Raw genomic sequence first — 21,114 nt, forward strand, 5'->3', positions numbered from 1 at the left:
TCAGATGTTTAATAGAGCCCGGAATTCTTTAATATAGGTCCGGCTGACAGGGATAGCATCCTTTTGGTTCTTGATTTTTACATTATAGGTAGAATTAAACATCGGATAGATCGCCTCGATTTGGTTCATATTTACCAGATAGCCTTTATGGCAGCGGAACCACCCATAGGGAACGAGGTTCTCCTCCCAGTAGGAAATACTGTGCCGCAGTACGTACTCTCCAGACTGTGTGACCAGAATCAGATCCCTCAGTTCCATCTTGATGAACTGCCCTTCTTCCGGGCGGATGATATAAAACCGATTATTCTGTGTACCAATGATGCGGAATTCCCCATGGGCCTTCGGAGTATGATCCGCCCGGCCCTGGGACAGAGAGGTGATTTTGTCCAGAGAATGCCGGATCTTGGAGGTAGTGACCGGTTTTAAGATATAATCCACCGCATTGACCCGGAACGCGTCCAGCGCGTATTGCTCATAGGCAGTGATGAAAATGATTTTGGTGGACAGCTTTAATTCCAGGATTTTTTCCGCGATTTCCATCCCATTGATCTCCGGCATGGAGATGTCGGCGAAGATCAGATCCGGTTTCAGGGACTGCAGGGAATCTAACGCGGTATTGGCGGCAGTTGTGGATAAGATGATATCCAGTTCCGGGAATTTTCTTAAGATAAAGTTCAGGTTGTCCAATGCAAGCTGTTCATCGTCGAGAGTTATGACGCGTATCATCGCGAACCTCCATTCTTCTGCAAAAGTGATAGATAGGTAATGTCAGTTTTCCTGCATATCAGCCGTATGGCATGGAATCCGGAAGGAGACAGTGGTTCCATGCCCTTGCTCGCTTATGATATTCAGAGTTTCGTTATAATAGAGCTTCAACCGCTTAATCAGATTGGCCAGGCCGATGGAAGTCTGTGTATTCATCTCCTGTATCTGTTCCAGGCGTTCCGGCGAGATTCCGGCGCCGTCATCCTGAATCTGTATATAGATCCAGTCATCATCCTGTATCACATCAATCTGGATCGTTAATTTCTGTGTACCCCGTCTGCCGTGCTTCACGGAATTTTCAACGATAGGTTCAATCATCAATGGAAGGATTTTGGTAGAGTCATTGCAGTTTACATTGATCGAATACGAGATCATCTCATGGAAACGGGCTGTCTCGATTTTTAGATAAGCCTGCACCAGCTCCAGCTCCTTGGAAAGGGATACGCTTTTTTGCAGTTCCCCCGCGAACAAACTGCCCCGCAGATAGTTGCTGAAGCTGTCCAGCAGGTCATACGCTTTATCCGGCGCCTCCATACACAGCGGCATGATCGTGCTGATGGCATTGAAGATAAAATGCGGGTCCATCTGGGATTGCAGGAAATCAATTCTGGACTTCAGGGCCATGGATACTGATTTCTTCAGATAAATGGCGCATTCGATTTTCCAAAGCAGTTCTTTGCGGGTAAAGGTTTCGACCAGTATGTCATTGATCTGAGACAGAACCGGGTCCGCCAGTTGGCCGAACACCTCTTTTCGGATCAGAATCACCGGCATTTGTCCCATGGAAAACTGCCGGCGGATGTTTTGGATGATCTGCAGGCTGCTCATTTTTAAAAACGTAGTACCAATGAGGATGACTCCGATATGCCTGGTGTGTTCCATATATTGCAATGCATCCTCCGAGGTGTGAAAGATTACAAGGTCATAAGCAGAATACTCCAGGAAAGATTTGATCAGCTCGATCTGTTCCGGCAGTGTGCTGATCAGGATGACCTTATAGCCGGAGGATGGAGCGGCCGCAGGACTCTCTGTATGAGGCGATGCCTGTCCCTGATCATTCCAGACCGGTATGGAGTAGTTGATTATAAAAAACTTCTGATTTGAAGTGAACGCCTTTAGTTCACCGTTTTGCATGAGTAGAAGATTCCTTGCAATGATGGTCGTCAGTTCCTCTTCGCTGTTCAGGTTCTCCCGGATATATGCAGACCGGTTATTTAAGATGCGCTTTATCCTTTGCACCTTCTTCATCTTCCCCTCTCCTATGGTGACGCTCATCCGGATACATAGCCGGTCTTTCTGCCTGCCGGTCTGGATCTGAATCGGTTCCTGGTTCCTGATATCCAGAAGGGCCAGCAGAAAATTATAATTTACCTGCATGAGATAATAGGGATCCCCATAGATATAGTCTTCCGTATTTTCCATGGAATAATGTATCCTGTCCGCGCGGACCAGCTCATCCCCCGTGACGATATCGTCGATGGCCATTTCCAGGATGGTGGAGAAGCTGACTTTCATCATATCCAGGGAGACTGTTTTACCCTGAAGGATGCTGTATGTGTGCAGATTATCCATTAATGTATTCAGGCTCTTTACCACCGACTGCATCTGCAGCAGGATTTTTTTCTGATTGTCCGGCAGATTCCCGCTTATGTCCTCCAGTAGTACTTCACTTAAACCGCTGATCCGGTTCAGCGGCGCCTGGGTGAATTTCATAATATGATCCAGTGTCTCTTCTTTAAACTGATTTGCCTCGTGAATCTTCCGGTTTAAGGTTTTATTATAAAAGATCCGGTTCCGGTATTCCCGGAATCCATAGGAAAACAGGAAGATAAGGAAAGTCAGCAGGAGCAGCAGGATACGGGGCAGATAACTGTGATACTGAACGAGACCTGGATCGTCCCGGGCCCGCGAAATAGTGAAAACCGTATAACCAAGAAACACAAGCAGCGATGTGGAAAATATCATTTTCAAAATATGCCCTGCTTGCAGATAAAGGAGATACCCACAGAAGCAGATTCCGAAAATAAAAAACAAAATCAGATATACATGCAGCGCCTTTAAGGCTTTTACCGGGGGCAACAGTATCATCGCGGCCGTAAAAGGCAGGGACAATCCATACAGAAGACTGGAAAAAAGAGGCCTCACGTTTTTTATCAGTAAACGCATCAGCAGGGTTACGGCCTGTACGGAAAACAAGATTAGGAACAGATCGCCGCTTTTGATCCAGATTAACCGGTCCGTTTTGGGAGTCGTGAACATCGTATTGATTTCCCACACGCAGCTGATCATCCCGGATGACAAAAAACAGAGCCTGGATAAATGCAGAAAGATATTATTTTCCACTGCCAGCAGGTGGATCAGATAACATCCGATCCCAAATACACAGAGAATAATGGAGGCGGTTAACTTGAAAATAAGGCTGTGATTGATAACCCAGTCTACATGAAGGCGGCTCTGCCTTACAAAAAGCGCGTGATGAAACAACTGCAGCTGGCACCTGGTGATAAAAGCCACCAGGTAGATCGCCCAGAATGCTGTGATAAATGTGATAAGATGCGGAACAAAGATTTTTCTGTTCATGCTGTCCTCCGATCTTTTAACTGTCCTATGGTTATTATATACGAATCCTTATATAATTTCAGCAGAAATCCATGTAACTTGACCTCATTTTTATGCATGATACACAAAGAGTATGGATGCCCATAAAAGTTTCGGCTATATTGTGTACAGAAAAAAGAAAATCAGTCAAGGCGGACCTGCCAAGCGGCAGGGCACGAAGGAGGTCGTTCTACATGAAACAAATCGGCGGGACCGGTATTCCGATATCAGATCTGGTATATGGCTGCTGGCAGATGGGAGGCGATGAATACTGGGGAGAGAGCCAGGATGAACGGGCGGTTGAAAATATCAGGACCGCCTATGAGCTGGGGATACATACCTTTGACACTGCTTACATCTATGGTCTGGGACATTCCGAATATGTGTTGGGGCAGGCATTACAAAAGATACCAAGGGAAAACTGCTGTGTGATAAGCAAACTGTGGCAGATGGAAATGCACTATGAGGATGCCATACGAAACTGTGAGAATTCCCTTCGGCGTCTGAATACCGATTATCTGGATGTCTATTTTATCCATTACCCGGATTACACCGGAACTGTACCCATAGAAGAAACTCTGGAAGCCTTTAACCTGCTGAAAGAGCAGGGAAAAATAAGAGCAATCGGCCTGTCCAATTTTTCTCTGAAGCAGACCAGGGAAGCCATGCAGTATGCGAAGATTGATATCATCCAGCCATGCTACAGCCTGTTGTGGAGGTATGCGGACGAAAAGCTGCTGCCCTTTTGCATGGAACAGAATATATCAGTGATCCCCTATTCTCCGCTGGCACAGGGGCTTCTGACCGGAATGTTTCACAGGGATAACCAACCCAAGGATGACCGGAGCCGTGTGCCGATCTTCCAATCTCCTTACTACGAAAAAGCGGTAGAGGTGGTGGAGGTGCTGGAACAGCTGTCCGGCCAAAACGGATGGACACCAGCGGAAATGGCGTTGAGCTGGGTGGCACATCAAAAAGGGATTACGGCGCCTATCGTGGGATTCCGTCATAAAGAAAAGATCCCCCAGAGCCTGAAAGCGGTCTCACAAAAGCTCGCACCGGAAGACGAGGCCAGGATCGAAAAGGCCAGCAGAAACTTTACGGACCAACTGCCGTTTTTTCTGAATTTCTTTGACAATACCATTGTAGATGACCCGGATCAGGAGGAATAGATGTGGAACTTATGAGAAGAAGACTAAAATTGGGAATTGCCGTCACCCGCAGGGATTCCTGGAACGCGCCGCAGGCGTTTGAAAACTACCGCCTTATTATGAAGAAAGTAAAGGAATTCTCCAAGAGATATGATTTTGATCTGGTGACAACGGACCGCCTGCCCTTCCAGGACAAAGAGGTAGTGTTTGGAAAAAAGACACTCCGTATCGAGGCCGACACTCTGCTGACGGATTACGAGGACGCGCTTGTGGCCGCCCGGTATTTTAAACAGGAAGAAATAGATGCCCTGTTCGTGCCGTTCTGCAATTTCGGACAGGAGGAGGCTGTGGCGAAGCTGGCCAGGGAGCTGTCGGTTCCGACGTTGATCTGGGGACCCCGGGACGAAATGCCTGACGGCCTGGACTGGCGTCCTACGGATACGCAATGCGGGCTGTTCGCGGCCTCCAAAGTCCTGATGCGGTATCATGTAAGATTTACCTACATAGAAAACTGCCGGATCAGCGATCCGGTATTTGAACAGCAGTTTGCGAGTTTCCTGGGAACCGCCAGAATCGTCGCCGCTTTCCGCAGACTGAGAATCCTGCAGATCAGCGTACGCCCCCAGCAGTTCCTGGGCGTCATGATCAATGAGGCGGAACTTCTGGAAAAGTATAATATTGAAATCGTACCTGTCACGGCCACGGAGCTTTTCGACACGGTCCGAAAGGTACGAAAGGAAAAACAGGACGAGATCCAGGAACTGATCCAGGACATGGAACGTGGTATCGATCTTGCCAGGCTGGGAGATAAGAAAGAGACTTTGGCCGCTATAGAGATCGGAATCATAGAACTGGCCTGCAGATACAGATGCACTTCCATCGCCAGTGAGTGCTGGCATGAAATACTGAGCCAGTATGACATTTCGCCTTGTTTCCTCTTCGGGGACATCAATGACCGGGGCATCCCCTGTGCCTGTGAACTGGATATTCACGCGGCGGTGACGGCGGCGCTGGCTGTCGCGGCCAATAACTACACAGCCGCTTCCTTCACGGCCGACCTGACGATCCGGCATCCGCAGGATGATAACACAGAACTGCTCTGGCACTGCGGGCCGTTTGCCAAATCTTTAAAGGAACCGTCGGTACCCGGTTATGTGACGGAGTCCGGCCAGGGCTTCTTCCCGCTGAAAAAGGGCGGCTTGACCGTACTGCGGTTTGATGGGGCCGATGGAGAATACCGGTGCTTTGCCGGATACGGCGAATCGGTGGAGGGACCGCTTACGAATGGAAATTATGTCTGGCTTACGGTGGATGATTGGGTGAAATGGGAAAAGAAATTCATCTACGGCCCCTATATCCATCATGTGGTTGGTATCTTTGGCGACTTTCGTAAAGAGTTTGAAGAAGCGTGCAGGTATCTGGATCTGGTCTATGATTCCCCGGATATTCCGGAACGAAAGGAGAGAAGCTTATGAGTCTGGAGCGGGTGAGGGATATACTGGCCGAAGCAGACAGGCACGGGACAGCGGTCCTGGCCTTCGACGCCATGAATTACGCCATGATCGCTGCCGCAGTACAGGGCGCCGCGGCAGCAAAACGTCCGGTAATCGTGATGCTGTACCCGGAAATGGCGGGATACGTTTCCCTGGAAGGATTTGTTTCCCTGGTAAAGGAACAGGCGCGGCAGGTGAGTATCCCCGTGGGAATCCATCTGGATCATTGCAGTAATTTTGAATATATTGTCAGCGCGTTGAGAGCCGGCTTCCCTTCTGTTATGGCGGATGGTTCCCTGCTTCCCCTGGAAGAAAATATCGCATTTACCGCTTCCGTAGTCCGGACCGCGAAGGCCTTTGGAGCGGATGTGGAGGGAGAGCTGGGACATGTGGGAAAGGCGGCCAATGAGAGGGATTATATATCATCCGAACTCTATACACAGGCGGAGGAAGCCAGGATATTTGCGGAAGCCACAGGCGTTACGGCGCTGGCGGTTGCCTTCGGCAGTGCCCACGGCAATTATACGAGGCCGCCGAAGCTTAATATCACACGTCTCAGGGAAATCAATGAGGCAGTAAAAACCCCGCTGGTCCTTCACGGCGGCAGCGGTATACCAAAGGAACAGCTTATAGACACCTTCCGGAATGGAATCAATAAATTCAATGTGGGCACGGAATTTTCCTATTTAAACCAGAAGTATACGGGACAGTATTTCGAGCAGGCACGGGAAAGGGACGGGGCCTGCGGCCATGTGGAATACGCGCGGGAGAAATTATCGGCGTATATTATGGAAAAATGCAGGCTGACGTCATGTACTTTTGATTCATGAAATCAGGAAGCGGTTTGGAGGATATCTTATGAACAACTTATTTTATGACAGGGACGGAACTCCTTTCTTCTCCATCGGCGGCCAGGTACACAATTCCAGCACCTATTCGGAAGAAACCATGCAAAGGGCATGGAAGGCAGCTGAAGCGCTGGGCCTGAATACGGTAGCGGCACCGGTATTCTGGAACCTGCTGGAACCAGAGGAGGGAGTATATGACTATTCCCAGACCGATATGCTATTACGGCAGGCAAAAGCTAACGGCATGCGTCTGATCCTGCTCTGGTTCGGTTCCTGGAAAAACGGGGCCTCCCAGTATATCCCGGTCTGGATGAGAACACAAAAAGAGAGGTTTCGCTGGGTACAGACCATACAGCATTTTGAGACCCGGGTACTTTCCCCGCATTGTGAAGAAAACAGACAGGCCGATGCCCGTGCCTTTTCCAAACTGCTGGGCTATCTGAAATCCCACGATACAGAAGGAATCGTAGCCGGTGTACAGATAGAAAATGAGCCGGGGCAAATCGGAACCCCAAGAGATTATTCCGACATCGGGGAGCGCGCTTATTTAAGCCAGGTGCCGGAGGAAGTGACAGGCTGGCTTCAGGGAAAAAATCCCCGCAAAAAAACAGGAATAACAGGTACGGCAACGGTCCATGAAATATGGTTGGAACATGGCAGCAGAACCAAAGGAAACTGGGAAGAAGTATTCGGCTTTCACGCGGCAGAAATATGCACGGCTTATACCTTCGCAGTCTATATCAATTCCATATCCGCTGCCGGCAAACAGGAATATGCGATCCCCACCTACGTCAATGTGTGGCTGGGTGAGATGTATAACCGGGTAGCCGGGATCGATTACCCATCCGGAGGCGCCACCAGCCGGGTGCTGGATCTGTGGAAGCGGTTCACACCGGATATCGACGCACTTTGCCCGGATATATACTATAACGATTACCTGATGTATGGAAACATCTGTGAAAAGTACGCGGGACCGGATAATCCCCTCTATATCCCCGAGTCCGGCGCCACAGCCATGAACGCGGTAAACACATTCCGGGGAATCGTGGAATTCGGTCTGTGCGGAATCCATTGCTTTGGAATCGACAGTCTGATCGGTCCCGAGGGGAATCTGAAACCCGGCGTGCTGGAATATGCGAATATGGTGCGGATTGTAAAGGCGGCGGTACCGTTAATCCAAAAATACCAGGGCACCGGCCGATTATATGCGGTTACCCAGTATGAAGGCAGCGCTTTTGATTACATTGATTTTGGAGATTTTATAGGCCGGGTGGTCTGCACCAACCCTCTTGGAGACGCTTACGCTGCGGATACCAGGGCCTATATGGATGCCGGCCACACAGAAGAAGAGCATTATAATGTCCGGGGAAAAGGGCTGATTGTATATGAAGGAAACGGCAGTTTCTATCTGGCCGGTGAAGGTTTCCGTCTGAACCTGATCCGGAAGGATACCATCGAGGGCATGACTACAGGAGTGCGCACGTCCAATTTCCAGAACCTGCGCCATCAGGAATATCTGGAGGTAGCGGAGGGACATTTTGAAGCAGATATGAGATTCGTAACAGACAGGCTGCGAACCGGCGACGAGTGTGACCATGGTCTTTGGGTCCACTCTGATATTGGGATCGTCCATGCGCTGCTTGAGCTACACAAAAATGAGCACGATCCAATTGAAGGAAACGTACTGCGGGATGTCCAAGAGCTGCCGGGGGAGGGAGTGATATGAAAAAACACGGAATCCATTCCAGAGCAATGTCAAAATATGTATTTCTGCTGCCAGGATTATTTTTCTTTGCTTTTGCCATCGCGATCCCCCTTTTACTGGGAATCAACATTGCGTTTACGGACTGGAATGGAATCACAAAGGACTATAACTATGTGGGATTCGAGAACTTTATCCGGATGTTCAGCGATAAGAGGATCCTGGCCCCGGTGCGCAACACGTTATTATTCGCCCTCTTTGGCACCGCAGGGAATAATGTAATATCCTTGGGCCTGGCTCTGCTGGTCAATCAAAAGACCGGAAAATGGAGCAATGCGGCAAAGATCCTGTTCTTCATACCGGTGTGCTTCAGTGCGGTGCTGACGGCGTTTTTATGGGGATTCATCTACCGCGAGGTACTGTCCCAGATCCTCAGTATTAAGAATCTGCTGGGCAACAGGGACTGGGTCATCTTCGCCATCACCATCATGGGGTTGTGGAATACTTGTGGAATCAATATGCTGATCTACCTGTCAGGCCTGAAGAACATACCCAGCGACCTGTATGAAGCGGCTATCGTAGACGGAGCCGGCGCAAGACAAAAGTTCCGCCATGTGACACTGCCGCTTCTGACCCCATCCTTTACCGTGTGTATTACGCTGACGCTGACCAGCTGGCTGCGGGAATTCGCCATGACCCTGTCCAGTACCGGCGGCGGTCCGGGCGGTGCTTCCAGGACGATTTCCATCTATATATTTGAAAATCTGTACCGCTACAACAAGGCCGGCTACGGGCAGGCGATTTCCCTGGTATTTGTGATCGCCCTTGTGCTCCTGGGCAGCGCCGTATCTTCCTTCTTCCGGAAAAGAGAGGTGGAGATCTGATGAAAACAAAGAGCTATGCTGGAAAAATAAAGTGGAGGAAATATTTCACCATTGCGCTGACCATCCTTCTGATGTTATTATTTTGCTTTCCTATCTTCATGGCTGTATTAACCTCATTGAAAACGCAGCAGGAGATCTCCCGTTCCATTATGAGCCTCCCTGCTGCCCTGCATCTGGAAAACTATACCGAGGCTATGGAACGCAGTGATTTTACACGGTCCCTGATCAACAGCTGCATCGTTACGTTCCCATCCGTGGCGCTGATCATCGTGGGCGCTTCCATGGGAGGATACGCGATCGCCAGACATGCCGCTTCCAACCGGGCATTCCGGTGCCTGGACAAAATCTATCTGGCATCCCTGATGATTCCATTTCAGATACTGATGATTCCGATCTATAAGATGTACAAAACGCTCAGGCTTCAGAATTCACTGGCTGGAATGATCTTGATCCTGACCGGAACCAGTATTGCCTATGCTACATTCCTCTACGTCGGATTTGTAAAATCCATTCCGAGGGAACTTGAAGAAGCCGCGATGATCGACGGCTGCGGACCCTATAAGACATTTTTCCAAATCGTGTTTCCGCTGTTAAAACCCATCACGGCGACGGTTGCGGCTCTGCATGTGATGTGGCTGTGGAACGACTTTAATATCGCGCTGATTCTCCTGCAAAAAGAAGAAGTACGGACCCTGACGGTGAAACAATATTACTTTTTCGGTGAGCATACGACCGATTACGCCGTTGCATTCGCGGCCTCCATCGTCTGTATGCTGCCGGTTCTGATTTTCTTCGTATTCTGCCAGCGGTATCTAATAGAGGGAATCGCATCCGGCGCGGTAAAAAGTTAGGGGGGATCAACATGGATATCATAGGAATCGCTCAACCCATCAAGGATCTAATCCTGGTGGTGGACCGGATACCGGACGAGAACGGCTACACGTCGCTGCTGGATTACAGCAGCCAGGGAGGCGGGAAGGTGAGCACCGCCCTGGTGGCAGCGGCCAGGCTTGGCATGGAATGTGCTGTCGCCGGTACCATCGGCAAAGACGCAAAGGGTAAATTTGTCCGGGAGGATTTTATACGGTATGGAATCCAGGCAGAACAGTTAAAAGAAAGAGAGGAGGGGAAAACAGGCTACTGCGTATGTATTGCAGAAAAATGCTCTCCCAACCGGAGATTTCTGGGGGAGCGGCCCACGGTAAAGCAGCTGGCACCGGAGGAACTGGATCCTGGCTTCCTCAGACAGGCCAGAGCGATTCACCTGGAGACGCCGGATGCTGTATCCATAGCGGCGGCAGAATTCGCCAAGAGTCAGGGGATTACCGTGTCTATGGATGCCGACCCATACCCGGAAGAAACCGGCGCCCTTATTGAAATGGAGGGACTGATCGATATTTATATTGGATCCGAGGCTTATTTTAAGGTAAGATCCAAAGGAAAGCCATTCCGGGACACCCTGTATGAGATAGCCGAAAAGGGCTGCCGGGCGGCTGCAGTGACAATGGGGGATCAGGGGCTGGAGGCAGTGATCGATGGTGAGTACTTTCGTATCCCGGCGTTTCACAATCTGCCTGTTACAGATACTACCGGAGCGGGGGATGTATTTCACGGAGCGTTCTTAAGTGCCTGGATAAAAGGCCTGGAACCAAGGCGGTGTCTTCAGTTCGCCAGCGCGGCATCCGCGATTAAGTGTACCGGTATCGGAGGGAGAGCCGGAATTCCGGATTGGGATACGACGAGTTGTTTTTTAGAAACAGGAGAATTGTTGAAAAAAGAAACGATGCGGGAGCGAGAGATGTTTTATAAAAATCTGGTGATATAAAGGAGGAAATATCATGAAGAGAAGAATTATGGGGATTTTATTGACAATGGTCCTGACGGCAGGGCTTATGACCGGCTGCGGCAGCGGGGGACAGGAAGACAATACCGCTTCGGTATCCGATACGCCGGATCAGATCAATACCGGGGAAGGGAATGAAAACGCAGATAAAGAAAGCTCCGGTAAAAAAGCGGGCTCCGGTAAAGCGGTAGAAATTACCTGGCTGCATCATTTTCAGGAAGAAGGTATTAAAGTATGGGTCGAAGACATGATCCAATCCTTCGAAGCGGAAAATCCGGACATCCATATCAATGTCGAAACCGTCCCCTACAATACCTATGACCAGACCCTGAAAACGAAAATCGCGTCTGACGACGCCCCGATGATCTTCGACCTGGCCGGTCAGGTATACTATGAAGAATATGCGAAGGCCGGTCATCTATATGACGTTACGGAGATAGAAGGGCTGGAAAATATCGATGAAAGTTATCTTCCCGACGGCCAGGTTGAGGGCAGACAGTATGCGGTTCCACTGGATGTGAACGGTTATGCGGTCTTCTACAACAAAGCTATTTTTGACAAATACCAGCTGAAAGTCCCGACCACATTGACTGAATTGAAGGATATCTGTGAGATCCTGACCAAAAACGGAGTCCAGCCGTTCGCTGCCCCCATGCAGGAACTCTGGGGGCTTCAGGAATACGTGGATGTGGCCGGTTTCCCGGTCTTCGGCACCCCGGACTGGTTCACCGACAAAATGAACCTGACCTCCCATTTTGCGGATGATGAAAAATTCAAGGAAGCGATCAAAAACTATTTCAGCTTCAAACCCTACTGGGGAGAAGATCCCTTCGGGACCAACTGGGACACCGCGCAGAATATGGTAGCCACAGGTGAAGCGGCCATGGTAGCCAATGGTTCCTGGGCAATCGACGGGATCACAGCTAAAAATCCTGACTGTGACGTCAGAGTATTTGCAATGCCCACCACCGACGATCCCAGCGGCGCGGTGATGATCCTGCGGCCTGGTAACGGAATCTGCCTGTATAACAGCACGGACACGGACAAACTGGAAGCCGGTAAGAAATTCTATACCTGGCTGCTTGGCAAGGATTCCGGTGAAAGCTATGCCACCAACGGTTTCAAGATCTCCACGGCGAAAGGGGTTGACCTAAGCTTCTCCGACGGCCTCATGGATATCCAGTCCTATCCCGCAGAGCAGGTGTGGAACAGCTCAGGCCTGACCCTGTTCTCCGACGAATACTATCAGATCTTCTATGAAACCATTTTGAATTATTCAATGGAAGACAAGATGGACGTAGACGGACTGGCGGAAAGCCTGGATAATGATTTCGCATCCATTAGAAACTAACGCATTACGGAAAGGGGACATGTCCAAACGGAAATGGACATGTCCCCTTTCGCTTTTTTCCACAAAGAACTTGACAAATCCCCGCGGATAGTAATAATTAAAGGAAGGAGAACTTATAAAGGAGAAAAGATCATGGCGAAAGAAAAGAAACTGGTGGAAGCCATCACCTCCATGGAGGAAGATTTTGCGCAATGGTACACCGATGTAGTAAAAAAAGCGGAACTGATAGAATATTCCAATGTGAAAGGCTGTATGATCCTTCGCCCCAATGGTTATGCCATCTGGGAAAACATCCAGAAAGAATTAGACCGGCGGTTTAAAGAAACCGGCGTTGAGAATGTATATATGCCGCTGTTCATTCCGGAAAGCCTGCTGCAGCGGGAAAAAGACCACGTAGAAGGATTTGCCCCGGAAGTAGCCTGGGTAACCCACGGAGGCATGGAACCCCTCCAGGAACGCCTCTGTGTCCGGCCCACTTCCGAGACCCTATTCTGTGATATGTATTCCAATATCATCCAGTCCTACCGGGACCTTCCCAAGCTGTACAATCAGTGGTGTTCGGTAGTGCGCTGGGAGAAGACAACCAGACCGTTCCTGCGTTCCATGGAATTCCTGTGGCAGGAAGGCCATACGGCCCACGCTACCGAAGAAGAAGCGGAAGAACGCACCATCCAGATGCTGAATGTATATGCGGATTTCTGCGAACAGATACTGGCGATCCCGATGATCAAAGGAAAGAAGACAGACAAAGAGAAATTCGCAGGCGCCCACTCCACCTACACTATCGAAGCTCTGATGCATGACGGTAAGGCGCTGCAGTCCGGCACCAGCCATAACTTTGGCGACGGATTTGCCCATGCCTTTGATATCCAGTATACGGACAAGGATAATAAACTCCAGTATGTCCATCAGACATCCTGGGGAATGTCCACCAGAATCATCGGAGCCGTCATCATGGTACACGGGGATGACAGCGGTCTGGTTCTGCCGCCCAGGATCGCTCCCGTACAGGTTATGATCGTGCCCATCGCGCAGCACAAGGAAGGGGTTTTGGACAAGGCCTATGAGTTGAGAGACCGCCTTGCGAAGACCTTCTCTGTGAAGGTGGATGATTCCGATAAGAGTCCCGGCTGGAAATTCAGCGAGCAGGAGATGCGGGGGATCCCCACCCGGATCGAGATCGGCCCGAAGGATCTGGAGGTCAACCAGGCGGTAATCGTCCGCAGGGATACCAGAGAGAAGATCGTAGTATCCCTGGATGAGATCGAGGCAAAGCTTGCCCAGGTTCAGGAGACCATGCAGCAGGAGATGCTTAAGCGTGCCAGAGCCCATCGGGATGCTCATACCTATCAGGCGGCCAACTATGAGGAATTCAAAGAACTGATCGCAAACAAACCGGGCTTTGTCAAAGCCATGTGGTGCGGGGATGAGGCCTGTGAGCTGAAGATCAAGGAAGAGACCACCGCCACCTCCAGATGTATGCCTTTCGAGCAGGAACACGTGGCCGATACCTGTGTATGCTGCGGAAAGCCTGCCAAAACCATGGTATATTGGGGCAAAGCATATTAATGTAAAGTAATAGGAGTAATTGAATATGAAGATACAACTGCCTGCAAAAGTAAGCACGATTTTGCAAACACTGGCGGCACAGGGCCATGAGGCCTTTGCCGTAGGCGGCTGTGTCCGGGATTCTATCTTGGGAAAGGAGCCGGGAGACTGGGATATCACCACGTCTGCGACTCCTTTTCAGGTGAAGCAGATCTTTGAACGCACCATAGATACCGGCATACAGCACGGTACGGTTACTGTGCGTCTGAATAAAGAGAACTTCGAGGTGACCACATACCGCATCGACGGGGAATACGAGGACAGCCGCCACCCCAAAGAAGTGAAATTTACCAAAAAACTGGAAGAGGATCTGAAACGCCGGGACTTTACGGTCAACGCCATGGCTTACAATGAAGAAGCAGGCCTGATCGACCTGTTCGGCGGTCTTGACGACCTTAGAAATAAAACCATCCGCTGTGTAGGCGATCCCACGGAACGCTTTACCGAAGATGCCCTGCGCATCTTAAGAGCGGTCCGCTTCGCGGCCCAGCTTGGATTCCATATCGAGAAGGACACCTGCCGCGCGATACGCAGTATGGCTTCGAACCTGGTCTGCATCAGTGTGGAGCGAATCCAGACCGAACTGGTCAAACTGCTGGTATCCGACCACCCGGAGACTCTCAGGCAGGCTTATGAGATGGGAATTACGGCCGTGATCCTGCCCGAGTTCGACAGCTGTATGAAAACGATACAGAATCATCCCAGCTATATTTATAATGTAGGGGAACATCTTCTGAAGTCGATCCAAATGGTTCCGGCGGATAAGGTACTCCGCCTCACCATGCTGCTCCACGATGCCGCCAAACCGGTAACCAAAACTACGGATGCCGACGGAACGGATCACTTTTACAAACATGCCGTTCAGGGAGAGCGCATGGCCAGAACGATCCTGAACCGTCTGCGTTTTGACAACGACACGGTACATGCCGTCACCCATCTGGTCAAATACCACGACTATCAGCTGGCCCCCAACGAAAGGAGTGTCCGCAGGGCCATGAACCAGATCGGCCCGGCATATTTTCCCGGTTTCCTCAAGGTCAGGAAAGCCGACTACCTGTCCCAGAACCCTTCGCTTATCGAAGCCCGCCTGGAAAAACTAGCCCAGATCACCAGCTTATATGAAACGGTTCTGGCGAAAAACCAGTGTGTAATTCTTCAGGATCTGGCGGTAGACGGAAAAGACCTGCTGGCTCTTGGGTACCCCCAGGGCCGTCTGGTCGGTGAGACCCTCCGCAAGCTTCTAAATACTGTACTGGACCATCCGGAGTATAACAACAGAGAGAAACTGCTGGAACTGGCAGCTCAAATAATAAAGTCCTAAAAATACGACCTAAAATGAACAAACTTATCAGATTAACATGTAAAATATTACGCATTAACTGCCCAGCCTTCGCCAATGCAGGGAAGAACCCGGGGGAGCGGGATGGGGGACTCCTGTTTCGGGCGGTGGGGCGGGCTTCCGGCCTTTGGCGGGCATAGGGCGGCTGTGCAGCTGCTTAGTGGAATCCGGCAGGCAGACTCAGGATGCCCGGCGGACTTCACGTCCGACGGGCAAGGTCCACTGAACTGGAAACGCATCCTGCGTTTCCGGTGAATTGGACCGGTTCCTGAGTCTGCCCGCCGGATTCCACTTAGCAGTTGCCAGCAAACAGCCCTCCGCCCGCCAAAGGCCAGAAGCCCGCCCCACCGCCCGAAACAGGAGTCCCCCATCCCGCTCCCCGGGTTCTTCCCGGACCATCAAAGTCAAAAATAATAAAATCCATTGGGACCAAATTCCCCCTTCGTGCATCTAACTTATGAAACAAAAAGAAATGCCGGCCGGCAGGAAGGACAAACATGAAGAAGGAACAATTAGGAGAGCTGATCATTGCTTCCGAGGACACCATGTATCATGTGGCGAGAACGCTGCTGCGCAACGACGCGGACTGCTCGGATGCCATACAGGAAGCTATCGTGAAAGCATTTACAAAATTACACGGATTGAAATCAGATGCCTATGCCCGGACCTGGCTGATCCGAATCCTGATCAACGAATGCTACAAAATTATGAGGACAGAAAAACGGATTGTCTCGCTGGAAAGCTATATGCCGGAAGAAACGGCGGAACAGACCAGGGATTATTCCGATCTGTACGAGGCGGTCAGCCAGCTGCCCAGGGACGCGAGACTGACTATCATCCTGTATTACGTAGACGGATACAACGTCCGTGAGATTGCGCAGCTGCTGGATCTCTCAGAAAGTGCAGTCAAAAACCGATTGGCCAGAGCCAGAGCACGATTAAAAAATGAGTTAGAAGCTAAGGAGGCGCTGTGATGAGATTAGAAGACATGAAACAGGAATTCCCCAAAATGCCGGCAGACATGAAAGCTATGGTAGAACGGGAAGTAGCAAAACAGATAAAAACCGTAAAACCCCATTTTTCGGCCGCTAAGATCGCAGCAGTATCCGCAGTAGCCGTAATGGTACTGGGAACCACCGTATTTGCGGGAGTAAAGCTATACCAGATGAACAGGGAAGCAGCGGGAGAATATGCGGTAGAGACCAGGATACAGAAGGCAGAAGGAGCTGAAGCGGGAATTAAGGACCAGTCAACTCCTCTAGAAATACCTTCTGTAACTATGGAAGTCGGCTATATACCCGAAGGAATGATACAGACCGAAGATGGAAAATACAGCTACTCCGATACTCCCCATATAGGCGGTATCAGCATAGTCCTGTACCGTATGGACCAGGGTGACGAGGCATTCCGGGTGCTGGATACGGGTGTCCTGAACAGCGAGAATATCATGGCCGGAGGTCATGACGGTGTTTACCTGGAAATGCAGAAAGGAAACGACGGCAGTATCTATTTTAACCAGAGAATCTACCTCTCCTTCCCGGAAGTCCATCACGTCGTCCAGATGTATGTAGGTGAGGATGTGACCAGGGAAGAGGCCTTAAAGATAGCGGAAGGGATCCGTCTGACCCCGGCCGAAGATGGAAATGACAGCACTCCCGCTCTTGCATGGAGCGACTATGCCGCCTCTGTGAAAGAGGACGAAGAATTAAGCGGATCAGATGAATCAGGGATGTGCCTCACCGTGCCCAAAGAAAAAATGGAGAACGTCCACAAAATAGGTGATTCATTCTCTCCTTTAGAGATCCCGGATCCTGAATTAGCGGCCAATCTGAAGATAAAAGTAACAGATGTACAGATAGCAGACGACGTAAGCCTTCTCGATCCGGCCTACATGGACAGCGCATTCAACGATGCCGTAGACGCCAACGGGAAGTTGCTTCCCAACACAATCAACTATATCAAAACCGGCAATGGCGTAGATTCCCTGGACGAAATCATAAAAACCCGGGAAGTCCCTCAAAAACTGGTATATGCAGCCATAGAATACCAAAATACCGGTAATACCGAGCTAAATGACGTCCTGTATTTCGGCAGCCTGATGAAAATACAGGAAAATACAGATAACTACGCCATCTACCAGGGTGAGACCCCCAAGGATGGTGACCAATGGGACATAAGCTCCGGAACCAGCCAGCTGCAGCATCTGGAAATGCCCTATCATGACGTCCTGGGCGGATCAGAAAACAAAAACTATATCAGCAGCATAAAACCTGGTGAGACCGCAACCGTCCATATAGCATACGTGGTAAACGAAGACGAACTGGATCTGCTCTATCTGAACCTGGACACCTACGGCGGCACCTATGAATTCTCAGACACCAGTCTTAACTTGGGCCTGGTAGATATCCGGCAATAACACAAGGCACCAAATATAATCATATAGCGGAGTAAGACAAAAGGGAGAATATGGGGTCAGCCCATCATTCTCCCTTTGTTAGCCTGCATACTTTCCCCCGCCCTTTCATAGAATAGAAAGAACACCTTAGAAGGAAAACAACGGGGGGATGGAATGTGAATGACAGGGGCCTTAGCGTTTTAGAACAATATGATTTACAGATTTTCACGACTCGCAGGGGAAGAGGGGCCCTCATTTGTGAGACAGATCAGGGAAATAAGCTTTTGAAAGAATTTCAGGGGTCCAGGTTTAAGCTGGGATACCAGCAGCAGATGTTAAAAAACCTGGAAACGGAAGGCTTTTCGGCGGATACCCTGGTCGAAAATAAAGATGGAGAACTCATATCCTTAGATCGTGATGAAACCCCCTATATCGTTAAAAAATGGTTTGAGGGCCGGGAGTGCGACACCAAGAGTGAGCAGGACATTCTGGCTGCGGTGAAGAAGCTGGCCGCCCTACATAAGTATATGAAGTTTGAAGATTTTAAGACTTTAAGCCCGGAAGAACAGAACAGGCTGTGCGCGGAAAATCTGATCCTGGAATACGACCGGCATAACAAGGAGCTGAAAAAGGTCCGGAACTTTATCCGCAGCAAGAGAAGAAAGTCCCAGTTTGAGCTGTGTTATCTGAATCATTATCAGGAATTCTATGAGCAGGGAGAGGAGATTCTGGATCAGATAAAGAACTCTGAGTATGAGAAGCTGTGGAAGAACGCCTTAAATGAGGGCAGGGTCTGCCACGGGGAATTTAACCATCATAATCTGGTTTACTGCCGGGATGGCGTGATCGTGACCAATTTTGATAAATGCTGTGTAGATCTCCAGATCAGCGACCTTTACCATTTCATGAGGAAGATCCTGGAGAAGCATGACTGGGATGCCGCTCTTGGAAGTAAGATGGTGGATCAGTATGTGAAGGTGCGGACAACGGACAAAAGCGAGCTTCAGAATCTGCGGCTGCGGCTTTCCTATCCGGAGAAATTCTGGAAGGTGGCCAATCATTATTATAATGGAAACAAGGCGTGGATACCGGATAAAAATACGGAGAAGTTAGAAATTCTGGTCCGCCAGAATGTCGAACGGGAGCGGTTTTTGCAGGAACTATTTTCCTGAGTTTCACTATGAAAGAGTTTCTTTTTTTTCTTTTTTATTATATAATGTCTCTAGCAGGGAAGTGCCATCGATGAGCCAGAACCTTCGATGGCACCTTTCTATATACTCCTGCGGACAGTGCAGGCGGAGTAAGAGATAATAAAGGAGGTTCTACTATGGATTACAAGGAATTGTATCAGGAGTGGCTTGCAAATCCTTATTTTGACGAAGCTACGAAAGAAGAACTCAAGAGTATTGCTGACGATGAAAATGAGATTAAGGAGAGGTTTTATACCGATCTGGAGTTCGGAACAGCCGGACTTCGCGGGGTAATCGGAGCCGGAACCAATCGTATGAATATCTATACGGTGCGTAAAACCACCCAGGGACTGGCCAACTACATCAACGGTATCGGTGCCCGGGACAAGGGTGTGGCAATTGCTTATGACTCCAGGAGGATGTCCCCGGAATTTGCCCAGGAAGCTGCTCTGTGTCTGGCGGCTAATGGCATAAAGGCATACATATTCGAATCCCTGCGTCCCACCCCGGAATTATCCTATGCGGTCAGGAAGCTGGGCTGCATCGCGGGAATCAACATCACGGCCAGCCATAATCCGCCGGAATATAACGGTTATAAGGTATACTGGGAAGACGGCGCCCAGATCACCCCGCCCCACGACACTGGAATCATGGCGGAAGTGAAGAAAGTGACCGACTATAACACGGTGCAGACCATGGACAAGGATGCCGCCCAGGCAGCCGGACTCTATCAGGTCATCGGAAAAGAGGTGGACGACCCCTATATCGAAGAGCTGAAAAAGCAGGTCATTCATCCGGAAGCGATCAAAGCAGCGCAGAAGGATCTGAAGATCGTCTACACCCCCCTTCACGGGACAGGCAATATCCCGGCCAGAAGAGTGTTAAAAGAGCTGGGCTTTGAAAATGTCTACGTGGTACCGGAGCAGGAACTGCCCGATGGAGAATTCCCCACGGTCAGCTACCCGAATCCGGAAGACAAAGCGGCATTTAAGCTGGCTCTGGATCTGGCGGCGAAGCTGGATGCCGATCTGGTCCTGGCTACCGATCCGGACGCGGACCGTCTGGGTGTCTATGTAAAAGATACCAAAACAGGGGAATACATCACACTTACCGGAAATATGTCCGGCTGCCTGCTGGCAGAATACGAGATCGGCCAGCGCAGGGAGCAAAACGGAAGCCTTCCCGAGGACGGCGCTCTGATCAAGACGATCGTTACCAGCAACATGGCAGACGCGATTGCAAATTATTACAACATCCGCCTGATCGAGGTGCTGACCGGATTCAAATTCATCGGCCAGCAGATCCTGGGATTTGAGAACAGTGGAAAAGGAACCTATCTCTTCGGCTTTGAGGAAAGCTACGGCTGCCTGATCGGCACCCATGCCAGAGACAAGGACGCTATCGTCGCCACCATGGCTCTGTGTGAGGCAGCCGCCTACTACAAGACGAAGGGCAAGACCCTGTGGGATGCCATGATTGATATGTATGAGAAATACGGCTATTACAAAGATGACGTCAAGTCCATTACCCTCAAGGGTATCGAGGGACTGGCGAAAATCCAGGAGATCATGGAAAATCTGCGCAAAGAGATCCCGGCTGCCATCGGCGGATACAAGGTACTGTCCGCCAGGGACTATAAGCTGGACACAGTGAAGAACATGGAAACCGGAGAAGTTACCGGCACGGGATTGCCCGCCTCCAACGTCCTTTACTATGATCTGGAGGGCGATGCGTGGGTATGTGTCCGCCCGTCCGGCACGGAACCCAAGGTCAAATTCTACTACGGCATCAAAGGCAGCTCCATGGAAGACGCTGAACAAAAGTCAGAAGCTCTCGGTAAAGAAGTGCTGGCCATGGTAGAATGCATGCTGTAGAACTGAAGCGCCGGATATAGAAGAATACATGCTGGAGGAAAGCGGGATGGCCGTGATGAACAGCATTGGCACG

17 protein-coding genes are annotated in these 21,114 nt (G+C 50.1%); 14 read left to right on the forward strand and 3 right to left on the reverse strand.

Annotation, left to right across the window (positions count from 1 at the left end; translation table 11 throughout):
• Positions 1–726, reverse strand: a complete 726-nt coding sequence (locus tag KTH90_RS16240) for a LytR/AlgR family response regulator transcription factor (RefSeq protein ID WP_158355645.1) — start codon at positions 724–726, stop codon at positions 1–3.
• A gap of 42 nt (positions 727–768) precedes the next feature.
• Positions 769–3,345 carry a histidine kinase gene (locus KTH90_RS16245; protein WP_158355646.1) on the reverse strand — a complete coding sequence of 859 codons (2,577 nt, stop codon included), beginning with the start codon at positions 3,343–3,345 and terminating at the stop codon, positions 769–771.
• 212 nt (positions 3,346–3,557) lie between these two features.
• Here KTH90_RS16245 and KTH90_RS16250 point away from each other — a divergent pair, with 212 nt between their 5' ends.
• The 10 genes from KTH90_RS16250 to KTH90_RS16295 all read left to right on the forward strand — a co-directional run bounded on the left by KTH90_RS16250 (position 3,558) and on the right by KTH90_RS16295 (position 15,564).
• On the forward strand, positions 3,558–4,535 hold the full coding sequence (locus KTH90_RS16250; protein WP_238727058.1) for an aldo/keto reductase: 978 nt from the start codon (positions 3,558–3,560) through the stop codon (positions 4,533–4,535).
• A 2-nt stretch (positions 4,536–4,537) separates the two neighbouring features.
• On the forward strand, positions 4,538–5,989 hold the full coding sequence (locus tag KTH90_RS16255) for an L-fucose/L-arabinose isomerase family protein (protein ID WP_158355648.1): 1,452 nt from the start codon (positions 4,538–4,540) through the stop codon (positions 5,987–5,989).
• Positions 5,986–6,837: a class II fructose-bisphosphate aldolase gene (locus tag KTH90_RS16260; RefSeq protein ID WP_158355649.1), complete on the forward strand. Its 852-nt coding sequence runs from the start codon at positions 5,986–5,988 to the stop codon at positions 6,835–6,837. Before KTH90_RS16255 ends, KTH90_RS16260 begins: the two co-directional genes overlap by 4 nt.
• Before the next feature lie 28 nt (positions 6,838–6,865).
• Complete coding sequence (locus KTH90_RS16265; RefSeq protein WP_158355650.1) at positions 6,866–8,581, forward strand: DUF5597 domain-containing protein; 1,716 nt, start codon at positions 6,866–6,868, stop codon at positions 8,579–8,581.
• The gene (locus KTH90_RS16270; protein WP_158355651.1) at positions 8,578–9,441 is read left to right on the forward strand and encodes a carbohydrate ABC transporter permease; all 864 of its coding nucleotides are present in this window, start codon (positions 8,578–8,580) and stop codon (positions 9,439–9,441) included. Before KTH90_RS16265 ends, KTH90_RS16270 begins: the two co-directional genes overlap by 4 nt.
• Positions 9,441–10,292 carry a carbohydrate ABC transporter permease gene (locus KTH90_RS16275; RefSeq protein WP_158355652.1) on the forward strand — a complete coding sequence of 284 codons (852 nt, stop codon included), beginning with the start codon at positions 9,441–9,443 and terminating at the stop codon, positions 10,290–10,292. The genes KTH90_RS16270 and KTH90_RS16275 overlap by 1 nt, the downstream gene beginning before the upstream one ends.
• A gap of 11 nt (positions 10,293–10,303) precedes the next feature.
• Positions 10,304–11,266 carry a carbohydrate kinase family protein gene (locus KTH90_RS16280; RefSeq protein ID WP_158355653.1) on the forward strand — a complete coding sequence of 321 codons (963 nt, stop codon included), beginning with the start codon at positions 10,304–10,306 and terminating at the stop codon, positions 11,264–11,266.
• A 13-nt stretch (positions 11,267–11,279) separates the two neighbouring features.
• Positions 11,280–12,635 carry an ABC transporter substrate-binding protein gene (locus KTH90_RS16285; protein WP_158355654.1) on the forward strand — a complete coding sequence of 452 codons (1,356 nt, stop codon included), beginning with the start codon at positions 11,280–11,282 and terminating at the stop codon, positions 12,633–12,635.
• Between the two features lie 132 nt (positions 12,636–12,767).
• Positions 12,768–14,204: a proline--tRNA ligase gene (gene proS, locus KTH90_RS16290; protein WP_158355655.1), complete on the forward strand. Its 1,437-nt coding sequence runs from the start codon at positions 12,768–12,770 to the stop codon at positions 14,202–14,204.
• A 25-nt stretch (positions 14,205–14,229) separates the two neighbouring features.
• Complete coding sequence (locus tag KTH90_RS16295; protein ID WP_158355656.1) at positions 14,230–15,564, forward strand: CCA tRNA nucleotidyltransferase; 1,335 nt, start codon at positions 14,230–14,232, stop codon at positions 15,562–15,564.
• Between the two features lie 198 nt (positions 15,565–15,762).
• Here KTH90_RS16295 and KTH90_RS16300 read toward each other — a convergent pair whose 3' ends face one another.
• Entirely contained in the window at positions 15,763–15,990 is a 228-nt protein-coding gene (locus KTH90_RS16300; RefSeq protein ID WP_238727059.1) for a hypothetical protein, read from the reverse strand.
• Positions 15,991–16,079: 89 nt separating this feature from the next.
• Here KTH90_RS16300 and KTH90_RS16305 point away from each other — a divergent pair, with 89 nt between their 5' ends.
• From KTH90_RS16305 to KTH90_RS16320, 4 genes are all read left to right on the forward strand, one after another.
• Positions 16,080–16,556, forward strand: a complete 477-nt coding sequence (locus KTH90_RS16305; RefSeq protein ID WP_158355657.1) for an RNA polymerase sigma factor — start codon at positions 16,080–16,082, stop codon at positions 16,554–16,556.
• The gene (locus tag KTH90_RS16310) at positions 16,556–17,998 is read left to right on the forward strand and encodes a DUF4367 domain-containing protein (protein ID WP_158355658.1); all 1,443 of its coding nucleotides are present in this window, start codon (positions 16,556–16,558) and stop codon (positions 17,996–17,998) included. The genes KTH90_RS16305 and KTH90_RS16310 overlap by 1 nt, the downstream gene beginning before the upstream one ends.
• Positions 17,999–18,153: 155 nt before the next feature.
• On the forward strand, positions 18,154–19,149 hold the full coding sequence (locus tag KTH90_RS16315) for a CotS family spore coat protein (RefSeq protein WP_158355659.1): 996 nt from the start codon (positions 18,154–18,156) through the stop codon (positions 19,147–19,149).
• 155 nt (positions 19,150–19,304) lie between these two features.
• Positions 19,305–21,041, forward strand: a complete 1,737-nt coding sequence (locus KTH90_RS16320) for a phospho-sugar mutase (RefSeq protein WP_158355660.1) — start codon at positions 19,305–19,307, stop codon at positions 21,039–21,041.
• The last annotated feature ends 73 nt before the right edge of the window (positions 21,042–21,114 follow it).

It is taken from the genome of Diplocloster modestus (assembly GCF_019042245.1).
In the GTDB taxonomy this organism is placed as follows: domain Bacteria; phylum Bacillota; class Clostridia; order Lachnospirales; family Lachnospiraceae; genus Diplocloster; species Diplocloster modestus.

What these genes read in the sequence shown, in the direction of transcription:
- KTH90_RS16280 (WP_158355653.1), top strand. Translation starts at nt 10,304, where the DNA reads ATGGATATCATAGGAATCGCTCAACCCATCAAGGATCTAATCCTGGTG.
- KTH90_RS16285 (WP_158355654.1), top strand. Translation starts at nt 11,280, where the DNA reads ATGAAGAGAAGAATTATGGGGATTTTATTGACAATGGTCCTGACGGCA.
- KTH90_RS16275 (WP_158355652.1), top strand. Translation starts at nt 9,441, where the DNA reads ATGAAAACAAAGAGCTATGCTGGAAAAATAAAGTGGAGGAAATATTTC.
- KTH90_RS16270 (WP_158355651.1), top strand. Translation starts at nt 8,578, where the DNA reads ATGAAAAAACACGGAATCCATTCCAGAGCAATGTCAAAATATGTATTT.
- KTH90_RS16260 (WP_158355649.1), top strand. Translation starts at nt 5,986, where the DNA reads ATGAGTCTGGAGCGGGTGAGGGATATACTGGCCGAAGCAGACAGGCAC.
- KTH90_RS16265 (WP_158355650.1), top strand. Translation starts at nt 6,866, where the DNA reads ATGAACAACTTATTTTATGACAGGGACGGAACTCCTTTCTTCTCCATC.
- KTH90_RS16320 (WP_158355660.1), top strand. Translation starts at nt 19,305, where the DNA reads ATGGATTACAAGGAATTGTATCAGGAGTGGCTTGCAAATCCTTATTTT.
- KTH90_RS16240 (WP_158355645.1), bottom strand. Translation starts at nt 726, where the DNA reads ATGATACGCGTCATAACTCTCGACGATGAACAGCTTGCATTGGACAAC.
- KTH90_RS16250 (WP_238727058.1), top strand. Translation starts at nt 3,558, where the DNA reads ATGAAACAAATCGGCGGGACCGGTATTCCGATATCAGATCTGGTATAT.
- KTH90_RS16305 (WP_158355657.1), top strand. Translation starts at nt 16,080, where the DNA reads ATGAAGAAGGAACAATTAGGAGAGCTGATCATTGCTTCCGAGGACACC.
- KTH90_RS16245 (WP_158355646.1), bottom strand. Translation starts at nt 3,345, where the DNA reads ATGAACAGAAAAATCTTTGTTCCGCATCTTATCACATTTATCACAGCA.
- proS (WP_158355655.1), top strand. Translation starts at nt 12,768, where the DNA reads ATGGCGAAAGAAAAGAAACTGGTGGAAGCCATCACCTCCATGGAGGAA.
- KTH90_RS16295 (WP_158355656.1), top strand. Translation starts at nt 14,230, where the DNA reads ATGAAGATACAACTGCCTGCAAAAGTAAGCACGATTTTGCAAACACTG.
- KTH90_RS16310 (WP_158355658.1), top strand. Translation starts at nt 16,556, where the DNA reads ATGAGATTAGAAGACATGAAACAGGAATTCCCCAAAATGCCGGCAGAC.